Source organism: Saccharopolyspora sp. ASAGF58 (genome assembly GCF_012277335.1).
Taxonomy (GTDB): domain Bacteria; phylum Actinomycetota; class Actinomycetes; order Mycobacteriales; family Pseudonocardiaceae; genus Saccharopolyspora; species Saccharopolyspora hattusasensis.
The window spans coordinates 2499622-2523450 of sequence record NZ_CP040605.1 but is presented as its reverse complement, the minus strand read 5'-3'; the positions used below and the strand labels follow the sequence as shown (position 1 = coordinate 2523450).

Below are 23829 nucleotides of genomic sequence, written 5' to 3'. Positions count from 1 at the left end.
TCCAGCTTGTGCACAGCTTGTGGATGAATTGGGGAAAACTCCAGGTCAGGCCTGGGGATGAAGAATCTGTGGATAACTCGGGCCTCGCCGCTGACATGGCGGACTTTTTTATCGATGGGGTGAGGCGAAGACCACCCGGGCCCTCAGGAAAATTCGGCGCGCCAGCTCCCTTCGCGAGTGCGGAGCGCGCTTGATCAACCTCGGAACGTGGTGGTTTGCTGTCCGGGCCCGCGCCCCGCGGGCGGTTCACAGCCTTCGATGCGCGCGCATCCCGGGCTCCGGCGGTCCGCGAAGCGGCCCGAAGTTTTCTGTCGGGGCGGTCTGATGCGAGCCGGGTGGTCCAACAGAAACCTCTCGACGTCCCCGGCGGACCCCGGGACGTCCGGCGCGCGCCGCGAATCGCGCAGCGGCCAACGATCAGGCGGAGCCCCGCTCCGGGCCCGACGGCGCGCGGCCGGAATGATTCCCCACGGGCAGCTACGGGAGAGCTTTCTGCTAAAGGGGGTGGCTCGCGCCGGGCGGGGTCAGCAGAAAGATTCGCCGCGAGAGGCGAAGGAATCACACCGGGGGCCCCGAGATGGCCCCGCAGCGGCCATCTGAGCGGCCCGACCCTTCTGACCTCGAACTTCTCAACAGCACCGCGGCATCAGGCAAGCAGCGAAGGCGCGCAGGGACGCCCCCGGTTTCCTTTGAGAGGTCAGCGGGACTGCTGCTTGATTCTGGCCGTGAGCTCTTGGACGTGCTCGTAGACGCGGCGCCGCTCGGCCATCTCCTTGCGGATCTTCTTATCCGCGTACATCACCGTCGTGTGGTCGCGGCCGCCGAAGTACTGGCCGATCTTCGGCAGCGACGAGTCGGTCAGCTCCCGGCACAGGTACATCGCGATCTGGCGGGCCTGCGCCAGCGCCTTCGTCTTGCCCGGGCCGCACAGGTCGTCGATGGTCACGCTGAAGTAGTCCGCTGTCACCGCCATGATCGTCGGCGGGGTGATCTCCGGGGTCTGCGAGTCCGGGATCAGGTCGCGCAGCACGATCTCCGCCAGCTGCAGGTCGACCGGCTGCCGGTTCAGCGACGCGAACGCGGTGACCCGGATCAGCGCCCCCTCCAGCTCGCGGATGTTGCGCTCGATCCGGGACGCGATGAACTCCAGCACGTCGGCCGGCGCATTCATCCGGTCCTGGGCGGCTTTCTTGCGAAGGATCGCGATCCGCGTCTCCAGCTCCGGCGGCTGGATGTCGGTGATCAGGCCCCACTCGAACCGGGTGCGCAGCCGGTCCTCCAGGGTGCGCAGCCCCTTCGGCGGCCGGTCCGAGGACACCACGATCTGCTTGTTCGAATTGTGCAGCGTGTTGAAGGTGTGGAAGAACTCCTCCTGGGTTCCTTCCTTGCCCTCCAAGAACTGGATGTCGTCCACCAGCAGCACGTCGACGTCGCGGTACCGGCGCTGGAACGCCACCTGCCGGTCGTCGCGCAGCGAGTTGATGAAGTCGTTGGTGAATTCCTCGGTGGACACGTAGCGGACGCGCATCCCGGGGAACAGCCGCTGGGCGTAGTGGCCGACCGCGTGCAGCAGGTGCGTCTTTCCGAGCCCGGACTCGCCCCAGATGAACAGCGGGTTGTACGCGCGGGCCGGTGCTTCCGCCGCGGCGACGGCGGCGGCGTGCGCGAAGCGGTTCGAGGAGCCGATGACGAACGTGTCGAAGGTGTACTTCGCGTTCAGCCGGGTCTGCGAGGTCGGCGGCGCGTGCTTCGGCGCGGTGAACGGCTGGCCCTGGTGCGGCTCGCCCGGTTGTCCGGCGCGGCCGAAGGTCGGCCAGATCTCGTTGGCGGACTCGTCGGCTTCCGGCTCGGTCGCCGCGCTCTCCGGCTCGTCGGTTTCGCCGTCGCCGTCGGCATCCAACAACGACGGAACCTCGCCGTTGGGCCATTTGAACTCGGCCGTCGAGAAGTCGATCCCGGGGTGCTTGTCCGGTGCCGCGTGCCGCCCTCCGGCGTCGGGCACCGAACCAGGCACCGGACCGGGGACGGGCCCGCTGATCGAGCCGGTGTGCGCGGTGTTCCCGAAAGCTTCGGGCCCCCGCCCGAAGCCAGGCGCGGAGACGAACGGATGCCCGGAGTGATCGGCACCGGTCGGAGTACCGGGACCGCGGCCGGACCAGGAATCGACCGACGCGGGTGCCGCGACCGGGCGGGTGGGCGCGGGAACGGCGGTGTCCACCTTCACCGCCAGCGACACGGCGCGGCCGAGCCGGCGGGAAAGCGCGTCGGTGATCGGGTCGCGCAGCGCGCGCTCGATGGCTTCCTTGGCGAAGTCGCTCGGCGCGGCGAGCAGCGCGGTACCGTCCAGCAGCCCGATCGGTCGGGTCACCCGCATCCAGGCGCGTTGCTGAGGCGAGAGCGTGCCGGAAGACAGCTCCTGCACCACCTCATCCCAAACTCGAACGAGATCGGCTTGGTGGTCGGACACCGCCTTGCTCCCCTCCCCTCGCTCGCGAAGCCCCCGGTGCGGTCCCGGGCCAGGCTCCCACGGTGCTCGGGCGCGGGCGGTGTCACGGGACGGTGGGGCAATACTCAAGTGGACACCTGTTCGAGCAGGTGTCCACAGAGTTGTCCACAACTTGTGTATGAAGGTACGGCAGGCCGCTCCGGTGATCCTTCCTGGGGCGGCTGTACCGCTGCGATCGAGGTCAGGTGCCCACCGAAGACCGGTGCTCCCACACACCGGTCCGCGCATCGCAGGGGGGCACGCTAACAAGGTCGCGCCCGCGTCACAAGCGACTCCCGGAGATGCCGCGAAGATCGGGATGTGGCAGCCTGGTGGCCACCGGTGCGGCGGTTGTGCCCGGTGATCGTCGCCGGTTGGCGACCCCGGTTCAGCGTCCTCCGCTGCCACTGCGTACTCTCGTACAGTCCCCCGCTTCCTGAGCGGGCATGTCGCTGCGCCGAGATTCCGGCGCCGTGCACCGCTCGGTGTTCGCCGATCGCCGCACGGCCAGCGACTGCGGCTCGCGAAACAGGGACACCTTGACCGAACCGTGGTTCACCGTGGCCATCGGTGCCTGTAGTAACCGGGAGATCCGACCGTGAGCAAGGGCAAGCGCACTTTCCAGCCGAACAACCGCCGCCGTGCCAGGAAGCACGGGTTCCGGCTGCGCATGCGCACTCGGGCCGGCCGGGCCATCGTGGCCTCGCGCCGTCGCCGGGGTCGCGCGCAGCTGACTGCCTGATCGCGTCCGGCCGTGCTTCCCGCGGCAGCCAGGCTGACCAAGAACCAGGAGTTCCGCCTGGTGGTCCGTCGTGGTCGCCGGGTCGGCCGGTCCCGCCTGGTGGTCCACGTGCTGCGTCCGGACCAGGCTCGGGACCTCGGCCCGCACCACACCGGCGAGGCCTTGCCGGAAGCCGAGGCGAAAACGGCACCCACCCGGAATTCGGATGTCTCGACCCGGGTGGGTTTTGTCGTGAGCAAGGCCGTGGGGACGGCCGTCGTCCGGCACCGGGTCACCCGCCGCCTCCGGCACCTGATGCGCGACCTCCTGCCGGCGTTGCCCGCTGGCACACTGGTGGTGGTCCGCGCCCTGCCGCCCGCGGCAGGTGCGTCCAGCCGCGAGCTCGGTGCGGATCTCGACGTGGCGCTGCGCAAGCTCCGCGTCCTCTCCCCCGATGTTCCGGCGACGGGTTCCAGGTGATGGCTTCGGACGAGCGCCACGACGACAGGCTCCGCGCCCCTGCTCGGCGCCCGGGCCCGCTCGCCTGGGTGCTGCTCGGTCCGGTGCACGTCTACCGCAAGGTGATCTCCCCGCTGCTGCCGCCGTCGTGCCGGTTTTACCCGAGTTGCAGCACGTACGCGGTCGAGGCGCTCACCGTCCACGGCCTGTTCCGCGGTGGCTGGTTGACCCTGCGCAGGTTGCTGCGCTGCGGCCCCTGGCACCCTGGAGGCCTGGACCCCGTTCCACCGCCCCGTGAGCGGTCCGCGGCGGGCGACCCCGTTGGTGGCCGCGTACCCGAGAAACCTGCCGAGGAGTAGCCCGCGTGCTGGACTTCATCTATTACCCGGTGTCGGCCATCCTCTGGTTCTGGCACAAGGTGTTCGGCTTCGTGCTTGATCCGGCCAGCGGCTACGCCTGGGCGCTGGCGGTGATCTTCCTCGTCTTCACGCTGCGCGCGCTGCTGTTCAAGCCGTTCGTGCACCAGGTGCGGTCGATGAAGAAGATGCAGGAGTTCGCGCCGCAGATCCGAGCGCTGCAGGCCAAGTACGGCGACGACCGGCAGAAGCTGGCCGCCGAGATGCAGAAGATGCAGGCCGAGCAGGGCTTCAACCCGATCAGCGGCTGCCTGCCGATGCTGGTGCAGGTCCCGGTGTTCATCGGGCTCTTCCACGTGCTCAACGGGTTCAAACCGGGCGCACCGTCGAACTACATCTTCAACGCCGACGACGTGGCCTCGTTCGTGGCGGCCGATCTGTTCGGCGCGAAGTTGTCGAACACCATCAGCCAGACCCCCGAGGTGCTCGCGACGTTCGGCACCGACCGTGTGGAAATGATGCTGGTCGGTGTGCCGCTGATGATCGCCGCCGCGATCGCCACGCACTTCACCGCGCGCCACTCGGTGCAGCGGCAGACCGCCGATGCGGCGGCCAACCCGCAGACGGCGATCATGAACCGGATGACGCTGTGGATCTTCCCGATGTTCGCGATCATCGGCGGTCCGTTCCTGCCGCTGGCCATTCTCATCTACTGGCTGGCCAACAACTTCTGGACGCTGGGTCAGCAGCGCGTGGTGTACCGCCGGATCGACCACGAGGAGGCTGCGCTGACCGGCGCGCCCGTGGTCGTCGAATCCACTGCGGTGGAGACGGAAACCACGCGGGCCGCGGACCCGGCGGCCAAGGACCAACCCGGTGAGATCCCCGGGGTGATCGAAGACCGTTCTCGCGACGCGGACAAGCCGGGCGAGTCCCGCTGAGTCCGTCGCGAACCCTGGAGAGGAGACACCCAGTGTCCGAAACCGTGCAGGAGTCGAGCCCGTCCCCGGCCGAGCCCCAGACCGACAGCACCGAGAACACCGAGACTGAAAAGTCCGAGGTGTCGAACACCGAAGCTCTCCTGGTGCAGGAGGGCGACATCGCGGGTGACTACCTGGAGCGGCTACTCGACCTGCTGGACTACGACGGGGACATCGACCTGGACGTCGAGGCGGGTCGCGCGGTGGTGAGCATCGACGGCGGCGACGATCTGGAGAAGCTGGTCGGCGGACGCGGCCAGGTACTGGAGGCGCTGCAGGAGCTGACCCGGCTGGCGGTGCAGCAGGAGACCGGTGTCCGCAGCCGGCTGATGCTGGACGTCGCGGGCTGGCGGGCGGGCCGCCGGCAGGAGCTGACCGAGCTCGGGCGCTCGACTGCGGAGAGCGTGCTGGAGACCGGCAAGGAGGCGCGGTTGCGCCCGATGACGCCGTTCGAGCGGAAGATCATCCACGACGCCGTTGCGGCCGTCGACGGCGTGCACAGCGAGAGCGAAGGCGAAGAGCCCAACCGCAAGGTCGTCGTCTTCAAGAGCTGACTGCTACCCCACCGGTGCCCCCGTCGATCCTCGGACCGGCGGGGGCACCGTCCTATTCCGGCCCGTGTTCCACGTGAAACGCGGCGGTTGGACGAGACCTCGATGCGTTCGCTTCCTCGAAGTAGCGCCCGCGCTGTCGCGGGTTCTCAGACGTCGCCTGGCGAGTAAGCCGTTACGTCCTGTTGTAATTGCGCGAACCGGGGATCTGGAGTCCGGGCGGCGCCTGTGGTTGCGCCGCCCGCATCGCCACGCGCGTTGAGCCGATTCCCCCAAGGAGGTTTCACGTGAAACGCGGGTTGCCGTGTGACTGCGGATTGCGATCCGGCAGGCTTAGGTGAACACACCTGGTTCCACGTGAAACATCGACACGGGGTGAATGCTTTGACCGGAGGTGCGCCATCCGAGGCGCGGGTCGTATTCGGCGAGCGGTTGGCGTTGGCGGAACGCTTCGTCGAGTTGCTCCAGGAGCACGGAATCCGCCGCGGTCTGATCGGTCCGCGCGAACTGGACCGGCTCTGGGAAAGACATTTATTGAACTCTGCGGTGATTGCGGAGTTGCTGCCACCGAATTGCCGGGTGTTGGACGTAGGCTCTGGGGCGGGGTTGCCGGGCATCCCGTTGGCGATCGCCCGCCCGGATCTGAACTTGACCCTGTTGGAGCCGATGGCTCGACGGGTGACGTGGTTGCAGGAAGTCATCACCGAGTTGGCGCTCACCGTCGAGGTGGTGCGTGGACGTGCCGAGGAGGGCCCGGTGCGCGAACGGCTGGCCGATCAGGACGTCGTGACCGCGCGTGCCGTGGCGCCGATGGAACGGCTCGCGAAGTGGTGCCTTCCGCTGCTTCGGACCGGGGGCCGGCTGCTCGCCATGAAGGGCGAGAGCGCGGCGGAGGAACTCGAACGGGATGCGGCGGCGATCGCTGCGGTCGGCGGCGGTCGCGGCGAAGTGGTTTCGTGTGGTGTCGGTGTGATCGAGGTGCCGACGACCGTCGTCGTGGTGGAGCGGGTCGCGGCGACCCGAAATGCGTCCGGTCGGCGTCGTGACGGTGCACGTCGAACGAGAAAGGATCGTGGACGGTGAATCCGGAGTCAAACGGAGCGGGTCGTGTTTCACGTGAAACGAGGGGGCGTGCAATGGGCGGGCTTCGGTTCCCCTCCGGGCCGGGAGGCGAGTCGTCGATGAGCAGCTTCGGCAAGGACGACATCGGCTGGACCCCGATCATGGAGGAGGCCCAGCGGGCGACCCGGGTGCTGCACCCGGAGACCCTGGAACTCCCCCGCCCCACCAATCGGCGGATCATGACCGTGGCCAACCAGAAGGGCGGCGTCGGCAAGACGACGAGCACGGTGAACCTCGCGGCCGGGCTGGCGCTGCATGGGCTCAACGTGTTGGTCATCGACCTCGACCCGCAGGGCAACGCGAGCACCGCGCTGGGCGTCGAGCACCGCTCCGGCGTCCCGTCGGTGTACGAGGTGCTGCTCGGTGAGATCAGCATCGCCGACGCGGCGGCGCAAAGTACCCAGTCGAAGAACCTGTGGTGCGTGCCGGCGACGATCGACCTGGCGGGCTCGGAGATCGAGCTCGTCACCATGGTGGCGCGCGAGGGTCGGCTGAAGGAGGCGCTGAACTCCGAGGTGGTGGACCAGCTCGCACCCGACTACGTCCTCATCGACTGCCCGCCGTCGCTGGGGCTGCTCACGGTGAACGCGTTGGTCGCCGCGAACGAGGTGCTGATCCCGATCCAGTGCGAGTACTACGCGCTGGAGGGGCTGGGCCAGCTGCTGCGCAATATCGAGCTGGTGCAGGCGCACCTCAACCCCGCGCTCTGGGTGTCGACGATCCTGTTGACCATGTACGACGGACGCACCAAGCTGGCGGACCAGGTCGCCGCCGAGGTACGCGGCCACTTCGGGGACCTGGCGCTGCGGACGGTCATCCCGCGGAGCGTGAAGATCTCCGAGGCCCCCGGCTTCGGCCAGACGGTGCTGACGTACGACCCGGGCTCGCGCGGGTCGATGAGCTACCTGGACGCCGCTCGGGAGATCGCCGAGCGGGGTGCTGAGAGGAAGACAGCATGACCGAGCGTCGAGGTGGTCTTGGCCGCGGCATCGCCGCGCTGATCCCCAGCGGTCCCCCGGCAGGCGCTCCCCCGGCGGGTGCCGACGGCGTGGCATTGCAGAGCAGCCCGGCCCTGCGTAAGTCGTTCGGCAACCGGTCCGGGCCCGATGTTTCACGTGAAACCGGCGGTTCCGTGGCGGGCGCGGTGTACCGCGAGATTCCCATCGACTCGATCGTGGCCAACCCGAAACAGCCCCGGCAGGTCTTCGAAGAGTCCGCGCTGCACGAGCTGGAGCACTCGATCCGCGAGTTCGGGCTGCTGCAGCCGATCGTGGTGCGGGAGCTGGGTGCCGATAAGTTCGAGCTGATCATGGGTGAGCGCCGGTGGCGTGCCTCCCAGCTGGCAGGGCTGAAGGTCATCCCCGCGATCGTCCGCAGGACGCAGGACGACGCGATGCTCCGGGACGCGCTGCTGGAAAACATCCACCGGGTGCAGCTGAACCCCCTGGAGGAGGCGGCGGCCTACCAGCAGCTGCTGGACGAGTTCGGCGTGACCCACGACGAGCTGGCCGACCGCATCGGCCGCAGTCGCTCGGTCGTCACAAACACGATCCGCCTGATGCGGCTGCCGCTGGAGGTGCAGCGGCGGGTGGCGGTCGGGGTGCTGTCGGCCGGGCACGCCCGCGCCCTGTTGGGCCTGGAGGACGTCGAGCAGCAGGAAGACCTCGCGAAGCGGATCGTCGCGGAGGGCTTGTCGGTCCGCACGACCGAGGAGCAGGTCAAGCTGATCAAGTCGGAGGCGCCGCGGAAGAAGAGGGCGGCGAAGAAGCCGATCGAGGCCCCCGGCTTCGATCGGTTGGCGGACCGGCTGTCGAACCACTTCGACACCACCGTCAAGGTGGAGCGCGGCAAGCGGAAGGGGCGGATCGTCGTCGAATTCGGGTCGGTTGACGATCTTGAGCGGCTGGTGGAGTTGATCTTGATTAATCAGGACCGCGAGATCCATGATCAATGATGCCGGGGCCTTTCGTCACGGTGACGATGACTTTTGGTAGTTGAAAATCGCAGACAGTAGTTAAGGGCCAAGGGTGCTCATAGCTCTCGCTTGCGACAAGAAGGGGGCCGGTCTCGTCGGAGACCGGCCCCCTTGTTTCACGTGAAACAGCGGATCACCGCGATCGCGCGATCGCCCGCTCGACGAGCGTCGCGAAGACCTCCCCCAGTGACCGCCCGGCGGCCTCGACCGCCATCGGCAGCAGCGAGGTCTCGGTCAGTCCGGGCGACACGTTGACTTCCAGGAAGTGCGGCGTCCCGTCCCGGTCGATGATCGCGTCCGTCCGCGAGACGTCGCGGAGCCCGAGCAGTCGGTGTGCGGCGATCGCCAGCTCGCCCGCGGCGGCGGCGGCTTCGGCCGGGACCTCGGCGGGTGCGTGGTAACTGGTGAGCCCGGCGGTGTAGCGGGCGGTGTAGTCGTAAACCCCGTTCGCCGGCTCGATCTGCACCGCGGGCAACGCCTCCGGTCCATCCGGCCCGTCGATGACGGTGATCGCCACCTCGGTCCCCTGGACGAACTGCTCGACGAGCACCGCGTCGCCGTAGGACAGCGCGCCCACCATCGCCGCGGGGAGCTCGGCGGCGTCGCGCACCATGTGCGCGCCCAGCGCCGACCCGCCCTGGTCCGGCTTGAGCATCAACGGCAGCCCGAGCTTGGCCACGAGCGCGTCCAGCACGGCCTGCGCGCCGAGCTCGCGGAACGTTGCATGCGGCAACGCAACCCAGTCCGGCGTGGCAAGCCCGGAGCGCGCCAGTTCGGCCTTGGCGGTCGGCTTGTCCCAGGCCCGGCGGCAAGCATGCGGGCCGGTGCCCACGTACGGGACACCGACCATGTCCAGCACGGCCTGCACCGCGCCGTTCTCCCCTTCCCCGCCGTGCAGGGCGACCACGACCGCGTCGGGGCGCTCCTGTTCGATGCGGGACAGCAGCCGGGCGTCGGCATCCCACTCCGCCACGGTCATGCCGACCGAACGCAGTGCGGCGGACAATCGGCGCCCGGAGCGCAGCGACACCTCGCGCTCGTGCGACAGCCCCCCTGCGAGCACGGCAACCCAGCGATCAGACACTCAACACACCCCTGGAAAGTAGTAGTCCACTGTGCTCAGGAGGACTCCTGGTGCACAGTGGACTGTTTGGATTTCGGGCCAGGATTCGGCGAAAACTCTACGCGGTGTCGGGAGACGGAACCTGCGGGCCCGGGACGCTGCGCTGGGGCACCGTGCCGAAGGTGCGGACCAGCTCCATCTCCTCGGTCAGCGTGTTGGCCAGCCGTCGGACGCCCTCGCGGATCCGCTCCGGTGTCGGGTAGCAGAACGACAAGCGCATCTGCCGGCTGCCGAACCCGTCGCGGTAGAACCCGGTGCCCGACACGTACGCGACCCGCTGGGTCACCGCGCGGGGCAGCATCGCCTTGGTGTCCACGCCCTCCGGCACGGTGAGCCAGACGAAGAAGCCGCCGTCGGGGCGCGTCCACGTGCAACCCGGCGGCATGTGCTGCTCGAGCGCGCTGAGCATCGCGTCACGCCGCTCCCGGTACTGCTCCTGGAAGATCTTGATCTGTCCCAGCCAGTCGTGCGTGCTCAGGTAGCGGGACACGATCATCTGGTTCAGCGTGGGCGGGCACAGCGTGGCCGACTCGGCGGTCAGCACCAGCTTCTCCCGGATAGCGTGCGGCGCCAGCACCCAGCCGACGCGCAGCCCGGAGGCGAACGTCTTGGAGAACGAACCGAGGTAGACGACGTTGTCCGCATCCATGCTGCGCAGCGCGGGGTGCGGCTGGCCGTCGAAGCCGAGCAGGCCGTACGGGTTGTCCTCCACCACGAGGATGCCGTGCTGGGCGCAGATCTCCAGGATCTCGGAGCGCCGCGGCAGGGCCAGCGTGATGCCGCCCGGGTTGTGGAAGTTCGGAATGGTGTAGAGGAACTTGATCCGCTTGCCCTGCGCGGTCACGTTGGCGATGGCCTGGCGCAGTGCCTCGGGCTGCAGGCCGTCCTCGTCCATCGCGACGTGCACGACCTCGGCCTGGTACGCGGCGAACGAGCCGAGCGCGCCGACGTAGGACGGGCCCTCGGCGAGGATGACGTCGCCCGGGTCGCAGAAGATGCGGGTGACCATGTCCAGGGCCATCTGGGAGCCTGCGGTGACCATCACGTCGTCCGGGTGGGCGGTGATCCCCTCCAGCGCCATGACCTCGCAGATCTGCTCGCGCAGCTCCGGCACGCCGTGCGCGGAGCCGTACTGCAGCGCGACCTGGCCGTCGACGGAGATGAGGCGGGCGACCTCGGCGGCCAGCGAGTCCAGCGGCAGCGCGGCGAGGTTCGGCATGCCGCCGGCCAGCGAGACCACCTCGGGGCGGCTCGCGACGGCGAAGAGAGCTCGGATCTCGGAGGCCGTCATCCCGGTGGTCCGCTCCGCGTAGTGCGCCCGGTACGCGTCCAGGTTGCGTGCGGGCTTCTCGGGCGGGCTGGGCTGTTCCGGCGTGGCCGGCTGGCTTCCGTGGTCCGACATATCGCGCTCCGGTTTCGGTTGTGCGCTCTGCTCATCCCCGTGGGGACGATCGGGCGATTCTATAGGGCCTATCGTCACAACCCACCCGACATGTAACGAGCACCTCGCAATAGCGGGTCTCCGATCTCGTTCTGCGTGGCGGTGCGGGTGGCGGCACCTCAGGGGCCTTCTCGACTCCGGGATCCCCGACTGGCGTTGCGGCTGGCCTCGCGAGATAGCTCCGGAGAACCCGCGGCGGTGCAGGTTGCATAGGTGGGCCAAGCGGCTCCGCCACATCCGGCAGCTTGGAACGCATCCCGTTCAGGTGTCGCCGTGGCGGTTGTTCCGGTGGCGCTGGTGGTGGCGGCTCCCTTGTGATCGGTTGGCCGGAGGTAAGCGATCTCACTCCATCGGGTTGCTGATGGTGTGCGCTGTGGGTTCCGGTGCCGGGCTGCGGCGGCTTATCCTGGCGGCATCCCGCCGCATCTGCGCGGGTTCGTGCGGGTTTCCAGGAGGTCAGGTGTCGCGACGCGTCGTCGGCGTCACGCTGGACAACCTCGACCACCTGCCCCGGCGGTGTCGCCGATGTGTTTTCTGGGAGTTGGCGCCGCACGTCCGGGAGCAGGCCGAGGAGTTCGGCGAGACCGAACTGGAGAAAGAGGCTTGGGTCTCCAGCGTGCTGCTGGAGTGGGGCTCCTGCGGCCGCATCGTCTACGTGGACGGCGTTCCGGCGGGGTACGCGATGTACGCGCCGCCCGCGGCCGTGCCGCGCTCCAACGCCTTCCCCACAGCCCCGGTGAGCGCGGACGCGGTGTTGCTGACCGCGCTGCGCGTGCTGCCGGAGTTCGAGCACGGTGGGCTGGGGCGGATCCTGGTGCAGAACGTGGCGAAGGACCTGACCCGGCGCGGGGTGAAGGCCGTGGAGGCCTTCGGCGACCTGGCGGGCTCCGCCGAGAGCTGCGTGATCCCGGCCGGCTTCCTGCAGCAGGTCGGCTTCAAGACGGTTCGCCAGCACCCCAAGTGGCCCAGGATGCGGCTTGAGCTGCGCACCGCGATCTCCTGGAAGGAAGACGTGGAGGCGGCGCTGGAGCGGCTGCTGAGCTCGGTGACGATCAAGACGGCCGAACCGGTCATAGGCGGCGCCTGACCGGCCGAACGGGCTCGGCAGGGTGACCAAGTCGACAGGTCACCAAGTCGACAAGTCACCAAGTCGACAAGTCACCAAGTCGGAGAGGCCACCAAATCGACGTCAAGAGGCCACCAAATCGACGTCGACAGGTCACCAAGTCACCAAGTCGACAAATCCCCCAACTATCCGGGAAACTTCCGCATCGCAGAACATAAGTTTCGGTTCCGCAATTTCAATGGAAATTGGACCTTCGATTTCCATTGAAATTGCGGCGGACCAGTGCGGTCAGGCGCCCTCGGCGCGGGCGAGTTCGTGGCGCAGCAGGTCGTCGAAGGTGAACGTGCCCGTCGGCTGGTCGTCCTTGCCTAGCAGGTACAGCCGCTTCACCGCGACCAGCAGGCCCTCCGCGACGACGTCCCGGAACGCCGGGTCCAGCAGCCGGCTGCGGTCCCGGGCGTTGGTCAGGTAGCCGATCTCCATCCGCACCGCGGGCATCCGGGTCAGCCGCAGCACGTCCCAGGTCTTGGGGTGGGTGTGGCAGTCGCGCAGCCCTGTCCGGGCCACGATCTCGCGCTGCAGGAAGCCCGCCAGCGCCTCCCCCACGGTCGACGTGGTGCCGTTGCCGGTGCCGAAGTGGAAGCTCGCCACGCCCTCCGCCAGCGGCGACTGGTTGGCGTCGATGTGCAGCGACAGGAACATGTCGGCGCCGGCCTCGTTGGCGAAGCCGGCCCGGTCGGCGTCCGGCGGGCTGGCGTTGGGCCCGCGGGTGATCAGGGCCTCCATCCCGGTGGCGACCATCCGGCCTTCCAACCGGCGGGCCAGGTCCCAGGTCAGGTCGGCCTCGTGCACGTTGTCGATGCACACCCCGCGGTCCGTGCCGCCGTGGCCCGGGTCGATCACGATCCGCTTGCCGCGCAGCCGGGGCCCCGCGCGCCGCACCTTCTCCTGCTCGCGCAGGAACACCGGCCGCCCGCCGCGGACCTTCGGCGCGAGCTGCTTGAGCGCCCGCAGCGTGCCCGGCCCGCAGATGCCGTCGGGGTTCAGCCCGTAGTCGCGCTGGAAGCTGCGCAGCGCCTGCTCGGTCTCCCGGCCGAAGATGGCGTCCGGGCGGCCCGTGTCGAAGCCCAGCTCCAGCAGCCGTTCCTGCAGCGCGAAGACGTCGTCGCCGCTGATCGGCTTGGACACCAGAAAGGCCAGCGACCGGTCGCCGAGCCGCCAGCGCGCGTCCGTCAGCGCCCGGTAGGTCGCCGGGCCCACGACGCCGTCGGTGATCAGCCCACGTTGCTGTTGGAAGACCCGGACCGCTTGTTCCACCGCGTCGTCGAAGATCGACGGTCCCGTCCGGGTGTTGGCCGGAAGCAGACCCAACGCCGCAAGGGTGTTCCTGATCTCGGCAACGGCCGGACCGACGTCACCGCGGTGGAGCAGCTGCATGCACTCCTCGCTCGATTCAGGCGCCGGTACTGGCACCGACGCGAAGCATGGCCGGGTTTGCCCCGGATTCCCGTTCTGCGTGCCGGGTCCGGAAGGCGGACCCGTCGGGTCATTGTGCCTTGTGCACCGAGACCCGGCGCTGCGGCCCACGACCACCGGGGTGGACGTGCGACAACGGTCCGTGGGTGGGTGATCTCGTTCGGTGCGCGAAAACACGATCCCGCCGTCACTGTCCTATCGACTAGACGGCGGGTCCGCGTTATTCGGTTGCGTCAGATGGAGTCCGATTTCACAGGTACTCGGACAGGTCCGACTCCAGCGCCGCCTTCGGCTTGGCGCCGACGATCTGCTTGACCGGCTGGCCGTCCTTGAACAGCAGCAGGGTCGGGATGGACATCACCTGGTAGTCGCGCTGCAGGCTGGGGTTGGCGTCGATGTCCAGCTTCGCGACGGTGATCTTGTCCTTGTGCTCGCCGGCGATCTGCTCCAGCACCGGGGCGACCATCTTGCACGGGCCGCACCAGTTGGCCCAGAAGTCGACCAGGACCGGCTTGTCGCTGTCCAGGACCTTTTCCTTGAACGTCTTCTCGTCCACGACCACCGTGTTGGTGTCGGCCATGTTCCTTCTCCCTGTCGGTTTGGTGCTGCCTGGAGTCAGTTCGCCGAGCCGGGCCCGTAGCCGCCACCGACGAGCTCGGCGGCCACCTCGGCCTCGGGCACGTCGTGCTCAGCGAGCCAGCGCTCGGCATCCATTGCGGCGGAGCATCCGGAACCGGCCGCGGTGATCGCCTGCCGGTAGGTGTGGTCCACCAGGTCGCCCGCGGCGAACACGCCGGGGATCCCGGTGTGCGTGGTGGGCTGCTGGACCTGCACATAGCCCTCGGCGTCCACGGTGACCTGGTCGCGCACCAGCTGGCTGCGCGGGTCGTGGCCGATCGCGACGAACATGCCGGTCACGTCCAGCTCGGAGGTCTCGCCGGTGACCGTGTCGCGGAGCTTCAGGGTGCTGACGGCGTTGCCGCCGACGACCTCGGTGACCGCCTTGTTGGTCAGCCACTTGATCTTCTCGTTGGCCCGGGCCCGCTCCAGCATGATCTTGGAGGCGCGGAACTCCTCGCGGCGGTGGATGATCGTCACCGACCGGGCGAAGCGGGTCAGGAAGGTGGCCTCCTCCATCGCCGAGTCACCGCCGCCGATGACGGCGATGTCCTGGTCGCGGAAGAAGAAGCCGTCGCAGGTGGCGCAGGCGGACACGCCGTGGCCGAGCAGGCGCTCCTCGCCCGGGACGCCGAGGTAGCGGGCGGCGGCGCCCATCGCGAGGATGACCGCCTTCGCGCGGTACTCCACACCGCCTGCGAACACGGACTTCACGCCGGCGCTTTCTTCCCCTGGGGTCAGGTCGAGGCGCTCGACGTCCTCGGCCCGCAGCTCGGCACCGAAGCGTTCCGCCTGGGACCGCATCTGCTCCATCAGATCCGGGCCCATGATCCCGTCGGAGAAGCCCGGGAAGTTCTCCACGTCGGTGGTGGTCATCAACGCGCCACCGAACTGGGTGCCCTCGAAGACGAGTGGTTCGAGCTCCGCCCGTGCGGCGTACACCGCAGCTGTGTATCCGGCGGGGCCAGAGCCCACGATGATCACGTTGCGGACTTCGCCAGTCACCGCGCCCCTTCCGTCGTAGCGTCTCCGTCGCGCTCGGCGCGCGACGGTACCCGGCTCAACGCGATCCTATTCGGGTCTGTTCCCGATCACGGAGACGCCGTGCCGGATGGCACAGCGGAGCCGACCCCGTCCCACGGGTCGGGAGTCGGTGAGGCGCGGCGGCCGGGTGCGGATCGCACCCGGCCGACCAGCACGTGGGAGGCGTTCCTAGCCGCCGAAGGTGGAGTCCGAGACCTTGGCCGGGTTGCCCGGGCCGCACTCGGGGCCCACCGCTAAAAGGCGGAACTTGCCGATGGCGCCGCCTTGCAGAACCAGCAGCTGGGCGGGTTTCCCATTGAGCGTTATCTCCCGCGCGCCCAGCGGTTTGCCGCTGTTGACGCCGTTGGCCTGCAGGCAGCCGATGAGCCGCTGCGGGTCCGTCAGCGTGCTGCTGTACTGCTCGGACTTCATGATCTCGCCGAACTGCTCGCCGTTCAGCGTGACCTGCTCCCCCCGCAGCGCCAGCGGCGCCGGTGCCCCGCCGGTCGCGGCCGGCTGCGGCTGCGCCTGGTTGCTGCCCGAGGTGTCCGTGTTGCTGGGCAGGACCGAGAACACCACGGCGGCGGCCGCGGCGGCCACCCCGGCCAGTCCGGCGCCCAGCGTGAACCGCCTCCGGCGGCGCTGCTTGGCCGCGGCGAAGTCGATCACCTGGCCGCCCTGCTCGGCGGGCGGTGCGACGGGCTCGGCCGGCGGTGCGGCAGCGGCCTGTTGCTGGGCCCAGGCCCGGACCTCGTTCTCCAACGCGGCGTCGATGCGGGCCGAAACGTCGTCGGGAATCGTCAGTGGCGGCAGCGCCGCCAGGTCTGCGCTAGTGGCGTCCAACGCCGCCAGGATCTCTCTGGCCTCCGGGTCGTCCTGGACCTGGACGCGCAGTTGATCGGCGGTCTGCTGGTCCAGCACTCCGGCGTGGAGATCGGCCAGCAGGTCCAGGGACCATGGTGGCCCCTGCGGCGCCCCCGTGCGCCGGTGTTCACCACTCATCGTCCCTCCCGTCGACGCATGGCCATCGCGTCATCTGGGACGTTCGCATCTGCACTTGGGTTCCGCAGGTGTCCCAGAAGTTTGGCGAGTTTGGCCCGCCCGCGCGCGCACCGGCTCTTGATGGTTCCCTCCGCAACCCCCAAGATCGTTGCTGTCTCGGCCACGGAGTATCCCTCCACGTCCACCAGCACGATCGCGGCGCGTTGATCTTCGGGGAGTTCGGCGAGCGCCTCCTGGACGGCCATCTTGGTGTCCTGCTCATCGATGGCGTCGCGGGGAACCGCCGGTTCGGTCGGGCCGGTTTCCGGCAGCGGCACGGTCGGCCGGGCCTGGCGGCGGCGTATCCGGTCCAGGCAGGCGTTCACCACGATCCGGTGCAGCCAGGTGGTCACCTGGGATTCGGCGCGGAACGACGAAGCGTTGCGGAAGGCCGAGATCATGGCGTCCTGAAGCGCATCGGCGGCGTCTTCGTGGTCGCGCATGGTTCGCAGCGCCACTGCCCACAGCCGATCCCGATGTCGGCGGAAGAGCTCGGAGAACGCATGTGGATCTCCGTTTGTATGCGCCGCTATGAGTTCGGCGTCCGAGCTGACGGGGACAGACACGGAACACAACTTTACTGTTCCTGTGAAACGGCACACCCGCCACATTGACCAGCGGCGGATCTGGCCAGGTCAGTGGTCGCGGCGGGAGCCGGGCGTCGCCCGAGTCCGCACCACGACCGTCAGGCCGCGCTCCCGCTGACCTTCACCTCGTTGATCTGCGAGGCGAATCCGCCGTTGCTGGGGACCAGCTGGGTGATCACCACCAGGACCTGCTGGGTCGGCGAGTCGGCTTGGATCGGGATCGAGGTGTCGCCGGCGTTGAGCACCGCGGACCCGAGCAGTTTGCCGTCCATGCTCGGCGTGCCGTTGACCTGCCGGATCTCCACCTTGGTGCCCGCGCTCTGCGAGTTGATCACCACTTCCCGCAGCACGGCGGCGTGGTCCAGCGTCAGTACCGCGCCGGTGCCGTTGCTGATACCGCCGGGGCCGAGCTGCTGCTTGTAGGCGAACGTCGACCACCAGGTGCCCGGGTTGCCGTCGAACAGGTTCGGGATGCGTTGCGGGGCGTCCGCATCGCCGCTGGTGTTGAACGAGGTGCCGGCGGTGATCTTCACCGGGGTCGCGGGTGCCTGCGGCTGTTCGCTGGGTTGCTGCTGGCCGCCGGGGCGGTTGCCGGTTTCCCCGATGACCTGGCCGGTGTTGTGGCCGGTGTTGGTCTCGGTGAACATGCCGATCAGGGAAGCCGCGATCCAGCCGACCACCAGCAGCGTGGCCACCGCGAGCACGCCGACGCTGATCATCAGCTTCTTGCGCTTCGCTTTGTCCGGCTTGGGGTCTTCTCGCCGCCAGACCTCGTTGCTCTCGGTCGACCGCGCGCCCTGCGCCGACGCGCTGCTGTTCTCGAAGGTCGCGTGCTGCTCCAGCACGCGGAGCACCGCCGCGCCGGTGCGGACCCCGCCGGTGGTGCCGATGGAGTCCGGGTTGCCCAGCGCGCGCACCGCGACCGTCGACAGCTCCAGCGGCACGGTCGGCCGCAGCGTGCGCGGCGCGACCAGGTTGCCGTCGGGTCCGGTCGGCGCGGCGGGCAGGCCCTCGGGCGCGTCGCCGAGCGCCCATCGGCCGGTGAGCAGCAGGTACAGCGCGGCGCCGAGGCCGCGCACGTCGTCGCTGGAGGTGGCCTGCGCCATCGGGCCCGGGAATGCCATCCGGATCTCGCCGTCCGGGGTGACCCGGATCCGCTGCGGGTGGTCGGCGCCGAGCACCAGGCCGGCGTGGTGCGCCGCCTCGACGGCGGCGGCCAGCGGCTGCAGCAGCCGCGCCGCGGTGCCGGGCGGCAGCGGGCCCTCGGCGACCAGGTCGAGCAGGTCGGTGCCGTGCGTCCACTCGGCGATCACGAGGCCGAGCACGCCGGTCGGGTCGCTGGACGATTGCGTGACGACGTCGAGCACCCGCGCGACGCCGACGTGGTTGAAAGTGCTGGCGTGCATCGCGCGTTCCAGGGTCCGGCGCGCGCCCGACGCCGCCTCGGCGTCCGAACGGTCGCCGACCAGGATCGTCAGTGCGACGTCTCGGCCGAGCACGCCGTCCTTGGCCCGCCACAGCTGCACGTTGCAGCGTTTGTCCGCACCGACTTGGGAGAGCAGCCGGTACCGGCCGTGATCCAGTACCCGGCCAGGCGTCAACACCTGCTCGGTCGAACCCTCGTCGCCGGACTCGTCGCGTTCCGCAGCGATCTGCTCAGTGGGTTTGCTGGTCACCTTCCCTCTCCCGCTCCTTCCGGTCCGCCAGGGGTTGCGTGCCACCCCGATTCCCCCGCGGAAGGAGACTTCGCCAACGAGGGTACGTGACGCGGAAGTCAGCGACGACGCAGCAAACCGGTGAGCCGCCCGAAGGCGGGCTGCAGTTCCGCCACCCGCAGCACAGACATCAGCCCGAAGATCGCGGCCAAACCGATTACGCAGCCGACGATCAACTGCAGCCAACCCGTTCCGGCACCGGCGGTTCCGGGGATCAGCGCGTCCACGCCGAGCGTGCCCGCCCAGGCGAGGAGTCCACCCAGCACCGAAGCCGTCAACGTTTTCGCCAGCGTGACAAGGAAACGCCGGCTGCCCAGCGGGCCGAGCCGGTGCCGCAGCCAGGCTTCACCGACCAACCAGCCGACCACGAACGTGAACGAGTTGACGAAGCACAGGCCGAACACCACCTGCTCGGGTGCCAACACCGCGGGCAACGCGAACGCCAGCAGCACCTTCGCGACGGTCATCACGACCATGATCAGGGTCGGGGTGCGCGCGTCGTTCAACGTGTTGAACGTCCGCATCTGCATCATCGTCAGCGCGTAGGGCAGCACGCCGAACGCGGAGACGGCCAGTCCGAGGCCGAGGGTGTTGGCCTGCTCGAGCAATTCGGGCTTGACCGTCGTGAACAGGGCCACCGCCAGCGGGACGCCGAGCGCGGTCATGACCGCGCTGATCGGCAACAAGGTCACAGTGGACAGTCGGTTGCCCAGGGACAGGTCGTCGATCACCTTGGCGTGGTCGCCGTCCGCGGCGGCCGCGCTCATCCGCGGCAGGATCGCGGTCATGATCGAGAAGCCGATCACGCCGTAGGGCAGCTGCAGCAGCATCCACACGTAGTTGTAGGTCGACAGGGCGCCCCCGGCGGCCCCGGTGGCCACCCGGGTGAGCGCCCAAAGCCCCACCTGGCTGACCGCCACGTAGCCGAGCATCCACAGCGCGAGCCCGCCGAATTCCGACAACCGCGAGTCCCAGCCCCACTGCCAGCGGAAGCGGAACCCGGTCTTGCGCAGCGCGGGCACCTGCACCGCGGCCTGGCAGACCACGCCGAAGGTGACACCGATGCCCAGCACGAGCAGATGCGCGTCGGTCATCGACACCGGGTCGAGCGTGATCTTGCCCGGCAGCAGCACGTAGCCGCCGATGGTGGCGATCACGACGAGGTTGTTCACCACCGGCGCCCAGGCCGGCGGGCTGAAGATCTGCTTCGCCTGCAGGATCGCGCCGACCAGCGCGCTGATGCCGTAGAAGAAGATCTGCGGCAGCAGCAGGTAGGCGAAGGCGCTGACCAGGTCCCGGTTGGACGCGTCGGACTCGGTGACCAGCGCCCAGGTCAGGACCGGCGTGCAGACCATCGCCAACAGCGTGCCGACCGCCAGGACCACCGTGGCCAGCGTCATCAGCTTCTGGACGAACCGCTCACCGCCGTCGGCGTCGGACTTCTTGGCCCGCACCAGCACCGGCACCACGACGCTGGTCAGCACGCCACCGATGAGCAGCTCGAAGAGCATGTTCGGCATCGTGTTGGCCACGTTGAACGAGTCGTTCTCGACCGCGAAGCCGATCACCCCGGCCAGCATCAGCTTCCACAGGAAGCCGGTGATCCGGCTGGTCAGGGTGGCGATGGCCATCGAGCCGCTGGCCCTGAGCAGCGACGGCTTGCCCGGCGAGACCGGGCGGATGACCTGGGTCTGCTCGGTGGCCTGCTCCGCGGCCTGGCTCATGCCGGGTTCCGGCGGCACCACCGGGATCGGCTGGGTCTCCGCGACGTGCCAGCCGCGCGGCACGCCCGGCGCCTGGGGCACGGCGTCAGGCCGGCGGATCGGCACGGTCGGGCGCGCTGCTTCGGGGCGTGGCGCCGAGCGTGGCGCGGGCCTGGGTGGCCCGGGGTTACCGCTCATCCGCCCGGCATCCCTGTCTCGGTTCACTGCCTCAAATCCTTCGCCCGTCGGCACGCCGAGTGCACGGCCCGGTCCTGTCTTTCAGTCGAGGTCCACACCTAAGAGTGAAGACGCGACCCCGCTCAGGATCTCAGTTCCGATTCCGATCACCGTCGGTGGTGGCGATCTGGGCGGTTCCAGGCGTGCTGTCCTGCTGCGTGCCGTTCGCGGCCGCCGGGCCCGTCGAGGCGGTGTCCGGCTCCGCGTCCGGCTCGGCGTCCGGTCCAGCCTGGTTCGGCGGCTCCGACGAGTCGTCCGGGTCGGTCGAACCGGCGGCCGTCCGGCGGCGCCTGGCCAGGGCCCTCTTGGCGATCCGTAGCCCCGACATCAGCACCAGCAGCGCGGCCGCGCTGCCGGTCAGGATCGGGATCAGGGCACCGAAGTTGTTGGATTCGAGCTGCATCCGTTTGGTGGTGCCGAACTGGGTGCCCGACTCCGTGGTCAGGGTCACGTCGATGGTGAACTTGCCGGCCCGCTGCGTCGTGGCCGGCAGCTGGAACCCGCGGCGGCTGTTGGCCGGGATGGTTACCGGGCCGTCGAAGTCCTGCTTGATCTCGACGCCGGGCACCCGCGGGATGCGGAACACGACGACCACCGTGATCGGCAGGTCGTTGACCACGGTCAACGGGATCGGGCTGGTGGCCGTGTCCATCCGCGTGACCTGGCCGGCGAATTCCTCGATGTGGACCTGCGAGAGGACGTCGTCGATCGTGAGGGTCGTCCGGTTCACCCATTGGCGGGCGGCGTCCGGGTTGCCGCGCCACGCGCTGGACGCGCCGTGCAGCAGACCGTTGCGCAGCGGCGTGGTGATGTCGCCCTTCCGGACGGTGCTGGACCGCTCCTCCCGGATGGACCCGTACAGGTCGCCGACCTTGAAGTTCTGCGCGGCGAGCTGGGCGAGCACCGGCTGCGAGATCTCGGCCGAACCGGCGTCCACCGGGTAGTCGAGGTCGGCTTCCGGCAGGGTGTCCGGGGACGGGTCGGGCAGCGGGGTGGGCCGGATTAGCCCCGCGTCCGCCAGTTGCTGCATGCCGTCGAGAAGGGCGCGCAGGTCGTCGCCGCGGAGGTTCCAGCGGCGCGGCGGCGCCAGCACCGTGGTGGCGCCCGCCACCTGGCCCTGCGTCGCGCGGAACGCCAGAGCGCCGAGCGCGTCCTGGACGGACAGCAGCCCGTTCTGCGGCGGCGACAGCGTGGTGACCTTCTGCTCCGTGTCGTGCTGCGGGTCGAGCGCGCTGGTCAGCAGCGGGTCGATGGGGACCGCGGTCGTGTCGCGGCCCCGCACCCGGACCGGGGACAGCGACCCGGCGGGGATGTTCAGCGCCCGGGGCTCCAAGAGCGCGGTGTGGGGCATCTTCTGACCGATCGCCGGATCGGCCAGAACGCCCTCGATCGGCCAGAGCACGTTGCGCGGTTCGACGCGCAGGATGTTGCGCACGAGGTCGGTGCCGTCGAGCGCGCCGTCCACCAGGTCCGGCAGCCCGGCCCGGCCCAGGGCCACGATGTCCGCGTCCGCGTAGGGCAGCGCGATCACGCAGCGCCCCGACGTGGCCTGGCGGAGCCTGGACAGCCACAGGTCGGCGGCACCGGCGCCGATGCCCTCGACCAGCGAGCCGTTGGGCTGGCGCACCAGGTAGCCGCGCTGCATGGCCTGGACGGTGATCAGCAGGTCCGGGTCGACGGCGAAGCACAACGCGCTGCCCAGCGGCGATCCGGGCGTCACGCGGTCGCTCACCGCCTGCACCAGGTCGTAGAGCCGACCGCCGGGCGCCAGCGACGTGGACAGCTGGTCGTCGGCCAGCACCGCGCGGATGCCGCCGATGGCCTCCCGCTCCAACCGCGGGTAGTCCACCAGCGGCACCAGCATGCTGGTGCCGGTCGGTTTCTCGGGCCGCACCGGCGCACCGCCCGGCGGGGCGAGCACCGGCAGCAGGAACTGGGCCTGCGCGATGCGGGCGCGGCCGCCACCGCTCGGCGCGCCATTGACGTTGACCAGCAGCGGGTACACGCCGGGCTGGCTGATCTGCAGCGAGTTCGCGCCGGTCAGCGGGATGTGGAGCTCGACCGGGCTCTGCTGGCCGGGCGCGAGTCGGGCGGCGACCGAGGTGAACGCGGGCTCCGTGACGGTGGCCGGGTCCTCGCGCAGCGCGCGCTGGACGGCCGGCTCGGTGCTGGTCGCGTTGCCACGCTGGATGCGGGCCTCGACGTTGTTGATCTGGTGATCGCTGGTGTTGGTCAACCGGCCGGTGACGACCACTTCGCCGGGCGAGCCGACCCCGACCGCAGACGGCGTGATTTTAATCACGTCCAACTGGGTTGGGGTCTCGCCCTCCGCGGCCGCCCGCGGCGCCGGGACCAGCGGAACTACCGCGCACAACAGCACCGCGACCAGCGCGGCAAGCAGAAACCTCACCCCGGCTCCGTTCCGCTACCTCGTGCCGGCCGGGCTCCGAGCCGTTCGCTCGCGCCACCCGATGCGCCGTCGCGCAGGCTCAGCGCGCGGCGCACCAGCCGACGCTCGTCGGCGTAGGCCAATATCTCGTCCAGTTCACCAAGCGGCACCCACGCCACCTCGGTGACCTCCACGTCCTCGTCGGAAAGCTCTCCGCCCACCGCATCCAGCAGGAAGTGGTGCACGGTCTTGTGTATGCGCCGGTTGCCCGCGATGAACCAGTAGTCGATCGTGCCGATCGGGGCGACCACCCGGCCGATGATGCCGGTCTCCTCTGCGACCTCGCGCACCGCGGTCTGCTCCGCGCTCTCGCCCGCCTCGATGTGCCCCTTCGGCAGCGACCACAGCAGTCGCCCCTTGCGGTCCAGCCTCCCGATGATCGCAGCGAGACCTTCGGCGCCGTCGACCACCAGCCCACCGGCCGAGGTCTCGTCGACGGTCCGCAGCCTGCGCCGCCGGCGCCGATTCCGACGCCCCGGCTGGGCACCGCCGGAGCGGCCGGGCGACGGGGGCATGCCGCCGATGGTAGTGCGATCAGCTGTTTCAGGGGTGAGCTGGGCGGTCGCCGCGGAGCCGTCGAACCCCGCTCCCACCTGGGGCCGGAAGCGATCCGGAGGAAAACGGGTCGCCGATCCCCCGGGAAAGCACACCCCGCCCTGCGTCGGTCGGGTGGCGGCCGCATATGGGTGACTCGTTGGGCC

General features: G+C 69.5%; 21 protein-coding genes. 9 read left to right on the top strand and 12 right to left on the bottom strand.

Annotation, left to right across the window (positions count from 1 at the left end):
* Positions 1-697: 697 nt before the first annotated feature.
* Complete coding sequence (gene dnaA, locus FDZ84_RS11925) at positions 698-2467, bottom strand: chromosomal replication initiator protein DnaA (protein WP_168585945.1); 1770 nt, start codon at positions 2465-2467, stop codon at positions 698-700.
* Between the two features lie 616 nt (positions 2468-3083).
* Here dnaA and rpmH point away from each other — a divergent pair.
* The 8 genes from rpmH to FDZ84_RS11885 all read left to right on the top strand — a co-directional run bounded on the left by rpmH (position 3084) and on the right by FDZ84_RS11885 (position 8628).
* Positions 3084-3227: a 50S ribosomal protein L34 gene (gene rpmH, locus FDZ84_RS11920; protein ID WP_083822226.1), complete on the top strand. Its 144-nt coding sequence runs from the start codon at positions 3084-3086 to the stop codon at positions 3225-3227.
* Positions 3228-3239: 12 nt separating this feature from the next.
* A complete protein-coding gene (rnpA, locus tag FDZ84_RS11915; RefSeq protein ID WP_168585944.1) occupies positions 3240-3686 on the top strand; it encodes a ribonuclease P protein component in 447 nt (148 codons plus the stop codon).
* A complete protein-coding gene (yidD, locus tag FDZ84_RS11910; RefSeq protein WP_168585943.1) occupies positions 3686-4024 on the top strand; it encodes a membrane protein insertion efficiency factor YidD in 339 nt (112 codons plus the stop codon). The genes rnpA and yidD overlap by 1 nt, the downstream gene beginning before the upstream one ends.
* Positions 4025-4029: 5 nt before the next feature.
* The gene (gene yidC / locus FDZ84_RS11905; RefSeq protein WP_168585942.1) at positions 4030-4962 is read left to right on the top strand and encodes a membrane protein insertase YidC; all 933 of its coding nucleotides are present in this window, start codon (positions 4030-4032) and stop codon (positions 4960-4962) included.
* Between the two features lie 32 nt (positions 4963-4994).
* Positions 4995-5555: a R3H domain-containing nucleic acid-binding protein gene (locus tag FDZ84_RS11900; RefSeq protein WP_168585941.1), complete on the top strand. Its 561-nt coding sequence runs from the start codon at positions 4995-4997 to the stop codon at positions 5553-5555.
* Positions 5556-5936: 381 nt separating this feature from the next.
* Entirely contained in the window at positions 5937-6635 is a 699-nt protein-coding gene (rsmG, locus tag FDZ84_RS11895) for a 16S rRNA (guanine(527)-N(7))-methyltransferase RsmG (RefSeq protein ID WP_168585940.1), read from the top strand.
* A 98-nt stretch (positions 6636-6733) separates the two neighbouring features.
* Entirely contained in the window at positions 6734-7633 is a 900-nt protein-coding gene (locus FDZ84_RS11890) for a ParA family protein (RefSeq protein WP_168585939.1), read from the top strand.
* Positions 7630-8628 (top strand): ParB/RepB/Spo0J family partition protein, encoded by a 999-nt coding sequence (locus FDZ84_RS11885; protein WP_168585938.1) that lies wholly within the window; start codon positions 7630-7632, stop codon positions 8626-8628. The genes FDZ84_RS11890 and FDZ84_RS11885 overlap by 4 nt, the downstream gene beginning before the upstream one ends.
* A gap of 154 nt (positions 8629-8782) precedes the next feature.
* Here FDZ84_RS11885 and FDZ84_RS11880 read toward each other — a convergent pair whose 3' ends face one another.
* Positions 8783-9733, bottom strand: coding sequence for a D-alanine--D-alanine ligase (locus FDZ84_RS11880; RefSeq protein WP_168585937.1), 951 nt, complete (start codon positions 9731-9733; stop codon positions 8783-8785).
* A 97-nt stretch (positions 9734-9830) separates the two neighbouring features.
* Positions 9831-11174 carry a PLP-dependent aminotransferase family protein gene (locus FDZ84_RS11875; RefSeq protein WP_168585936.1) on the bottom strand — a complete coding sequence of 448 codons (1344 nt, stop codon included), beginning with the start codon at positions 11172-11174 and terminating at the stop codon, positions 9831-9833.
* Positions 11175-11673: 499 nt separating this feature from the next.
* Between FDZ84_RS11875 and FDZ84_RS11870 the strand changes: the two genes are divergently transcribed.
* Positions 11674-12300: a GNAT family N-acetyltransferase gene (locus FDZ84_RS11870; protein ID WP_168585935.1), complete on the top strand. Its 627-nt coding sequence runs from the start codon at positions 11674-11676 to the stop codon at positions 12298-12300.
* A 267-nt stretch (positions 12301-12567) separates the two neighbouring features.
* On the opposite strand, the gene FDZ84_RS11865 is transcribed toward FDZ84_RS11870, so the two are convergent.
* The 9 genes from FDZ84_RS11865 to FDZ84_RS11825 form a co-directional block, all read right to left on the bottom strand.
* Positions 12568-13716, bottom strand: a complete 1149-nt coding sequence (locus FDZ84_RS11865) for an N-acetylmuramoyl-L-alanine amidase (protein WP_168585934.1) — start codon at positions 13714-13716, stop codon at positions 12568-12570.
* A 289-nt stretch (positions 13717-14005) separates the two neighbouring features.
* Complete coding sequence (trxA, locus tag FDZ84_RS11860) at positions 14006-14335, bottom strand: thioredoxin (protein ID WP_168585933.1); 330 nt, start codon at positions 14333-14335, stop codon at positions 14006-14008.
* 35 nt (positions 14336-14370) lie between these two features.
* A complete protein-coding gene (trxB, locus tag FDZ84_RS11855) occupies positions 14371-15378 on the bottom strand; it encodes a thioredoxin-disulfide reductase (protein ID WP_168585932.1) in 1008 nt (335 codons plus the stop codon).
* 207 nt (positions 15379-15585) lie between these two features.
* Positions 15586-16398 carry a hypothetical protein gene (locus tag FDZ84_RS11850; RefSeq protein ID WP_210435522.1) on the bottom strand — a complete coding sequence of 271 codons (813 nt, stop codon included), beginning with the start codon at positions 16396-16398 and terminating at the stop codon, positions 15586-15588.
* Positions 16395-17003 carry an RNA polymerase sigma factor SigM gene (sigM, locus tag FDZ84_RS11845; RefSeq protein WP_168585931.1) on the bottom strand — a complete coding sequence of 203 codons (609 nt, stop codon included), beginning with the start codon at positions 17001-17003 and terminating at the stop codon, positions 16395-16397. Before sigM ends, FDZ84_RS11850 begins: the two co-directional genes overlap by 4 nt.
* 119 nt (positions 17004-17122) lie before the next feature.
* Complete coding sequence (locus FDZ84_RS11840; protein ID WP_168585930.1) at positions 17123-18700, bottom strand: protein kinase family protein; 1578 nt, start codon at positions 18698-18700, stop codon at positions 17123-17125.
* Positions 18701-18798: 98 nt separating this feature from the next.
* The gene (gene murJ, locus FDZ84_RS11835; protein WP_371812886.1) at positions 18799-20640 is read right to left on the bottom strand and encodes a murein biosynthesis integral membrane protein MurJ; all 1842 of its coding nucleotides are present in this window, start codon (positions 20638-20640) and stop codon (positions 18799-18801) included.
* Between the two features lie 130 nt (positions 20641-20770).
* Complete coding sequence (locus tag FDZ84_RS11830; RefSeq protein WP_168585929.1) at positions 20771-23089, bottom strand: DUF6049 family protein; 2319 nt, start codon at positions 23087-23089, stop codon at positions 20771-20773.
* Positions 23086-23643, bottom strand: a complete 558-nt coding sequence (locus FDZ84_RS11825; protein WP_168585928.1) for an NUDIX hydrolase — start codon at positions 23641-23643, stop codon at positions 23086-23088. The genes FDZ84_RS11830 and FDZ84_RS11825 overlap by 4 nt, the downstream gene beginning before the upstream one ends.
* Positions 23644-23829: the final 186 nt, after the last annotated feature.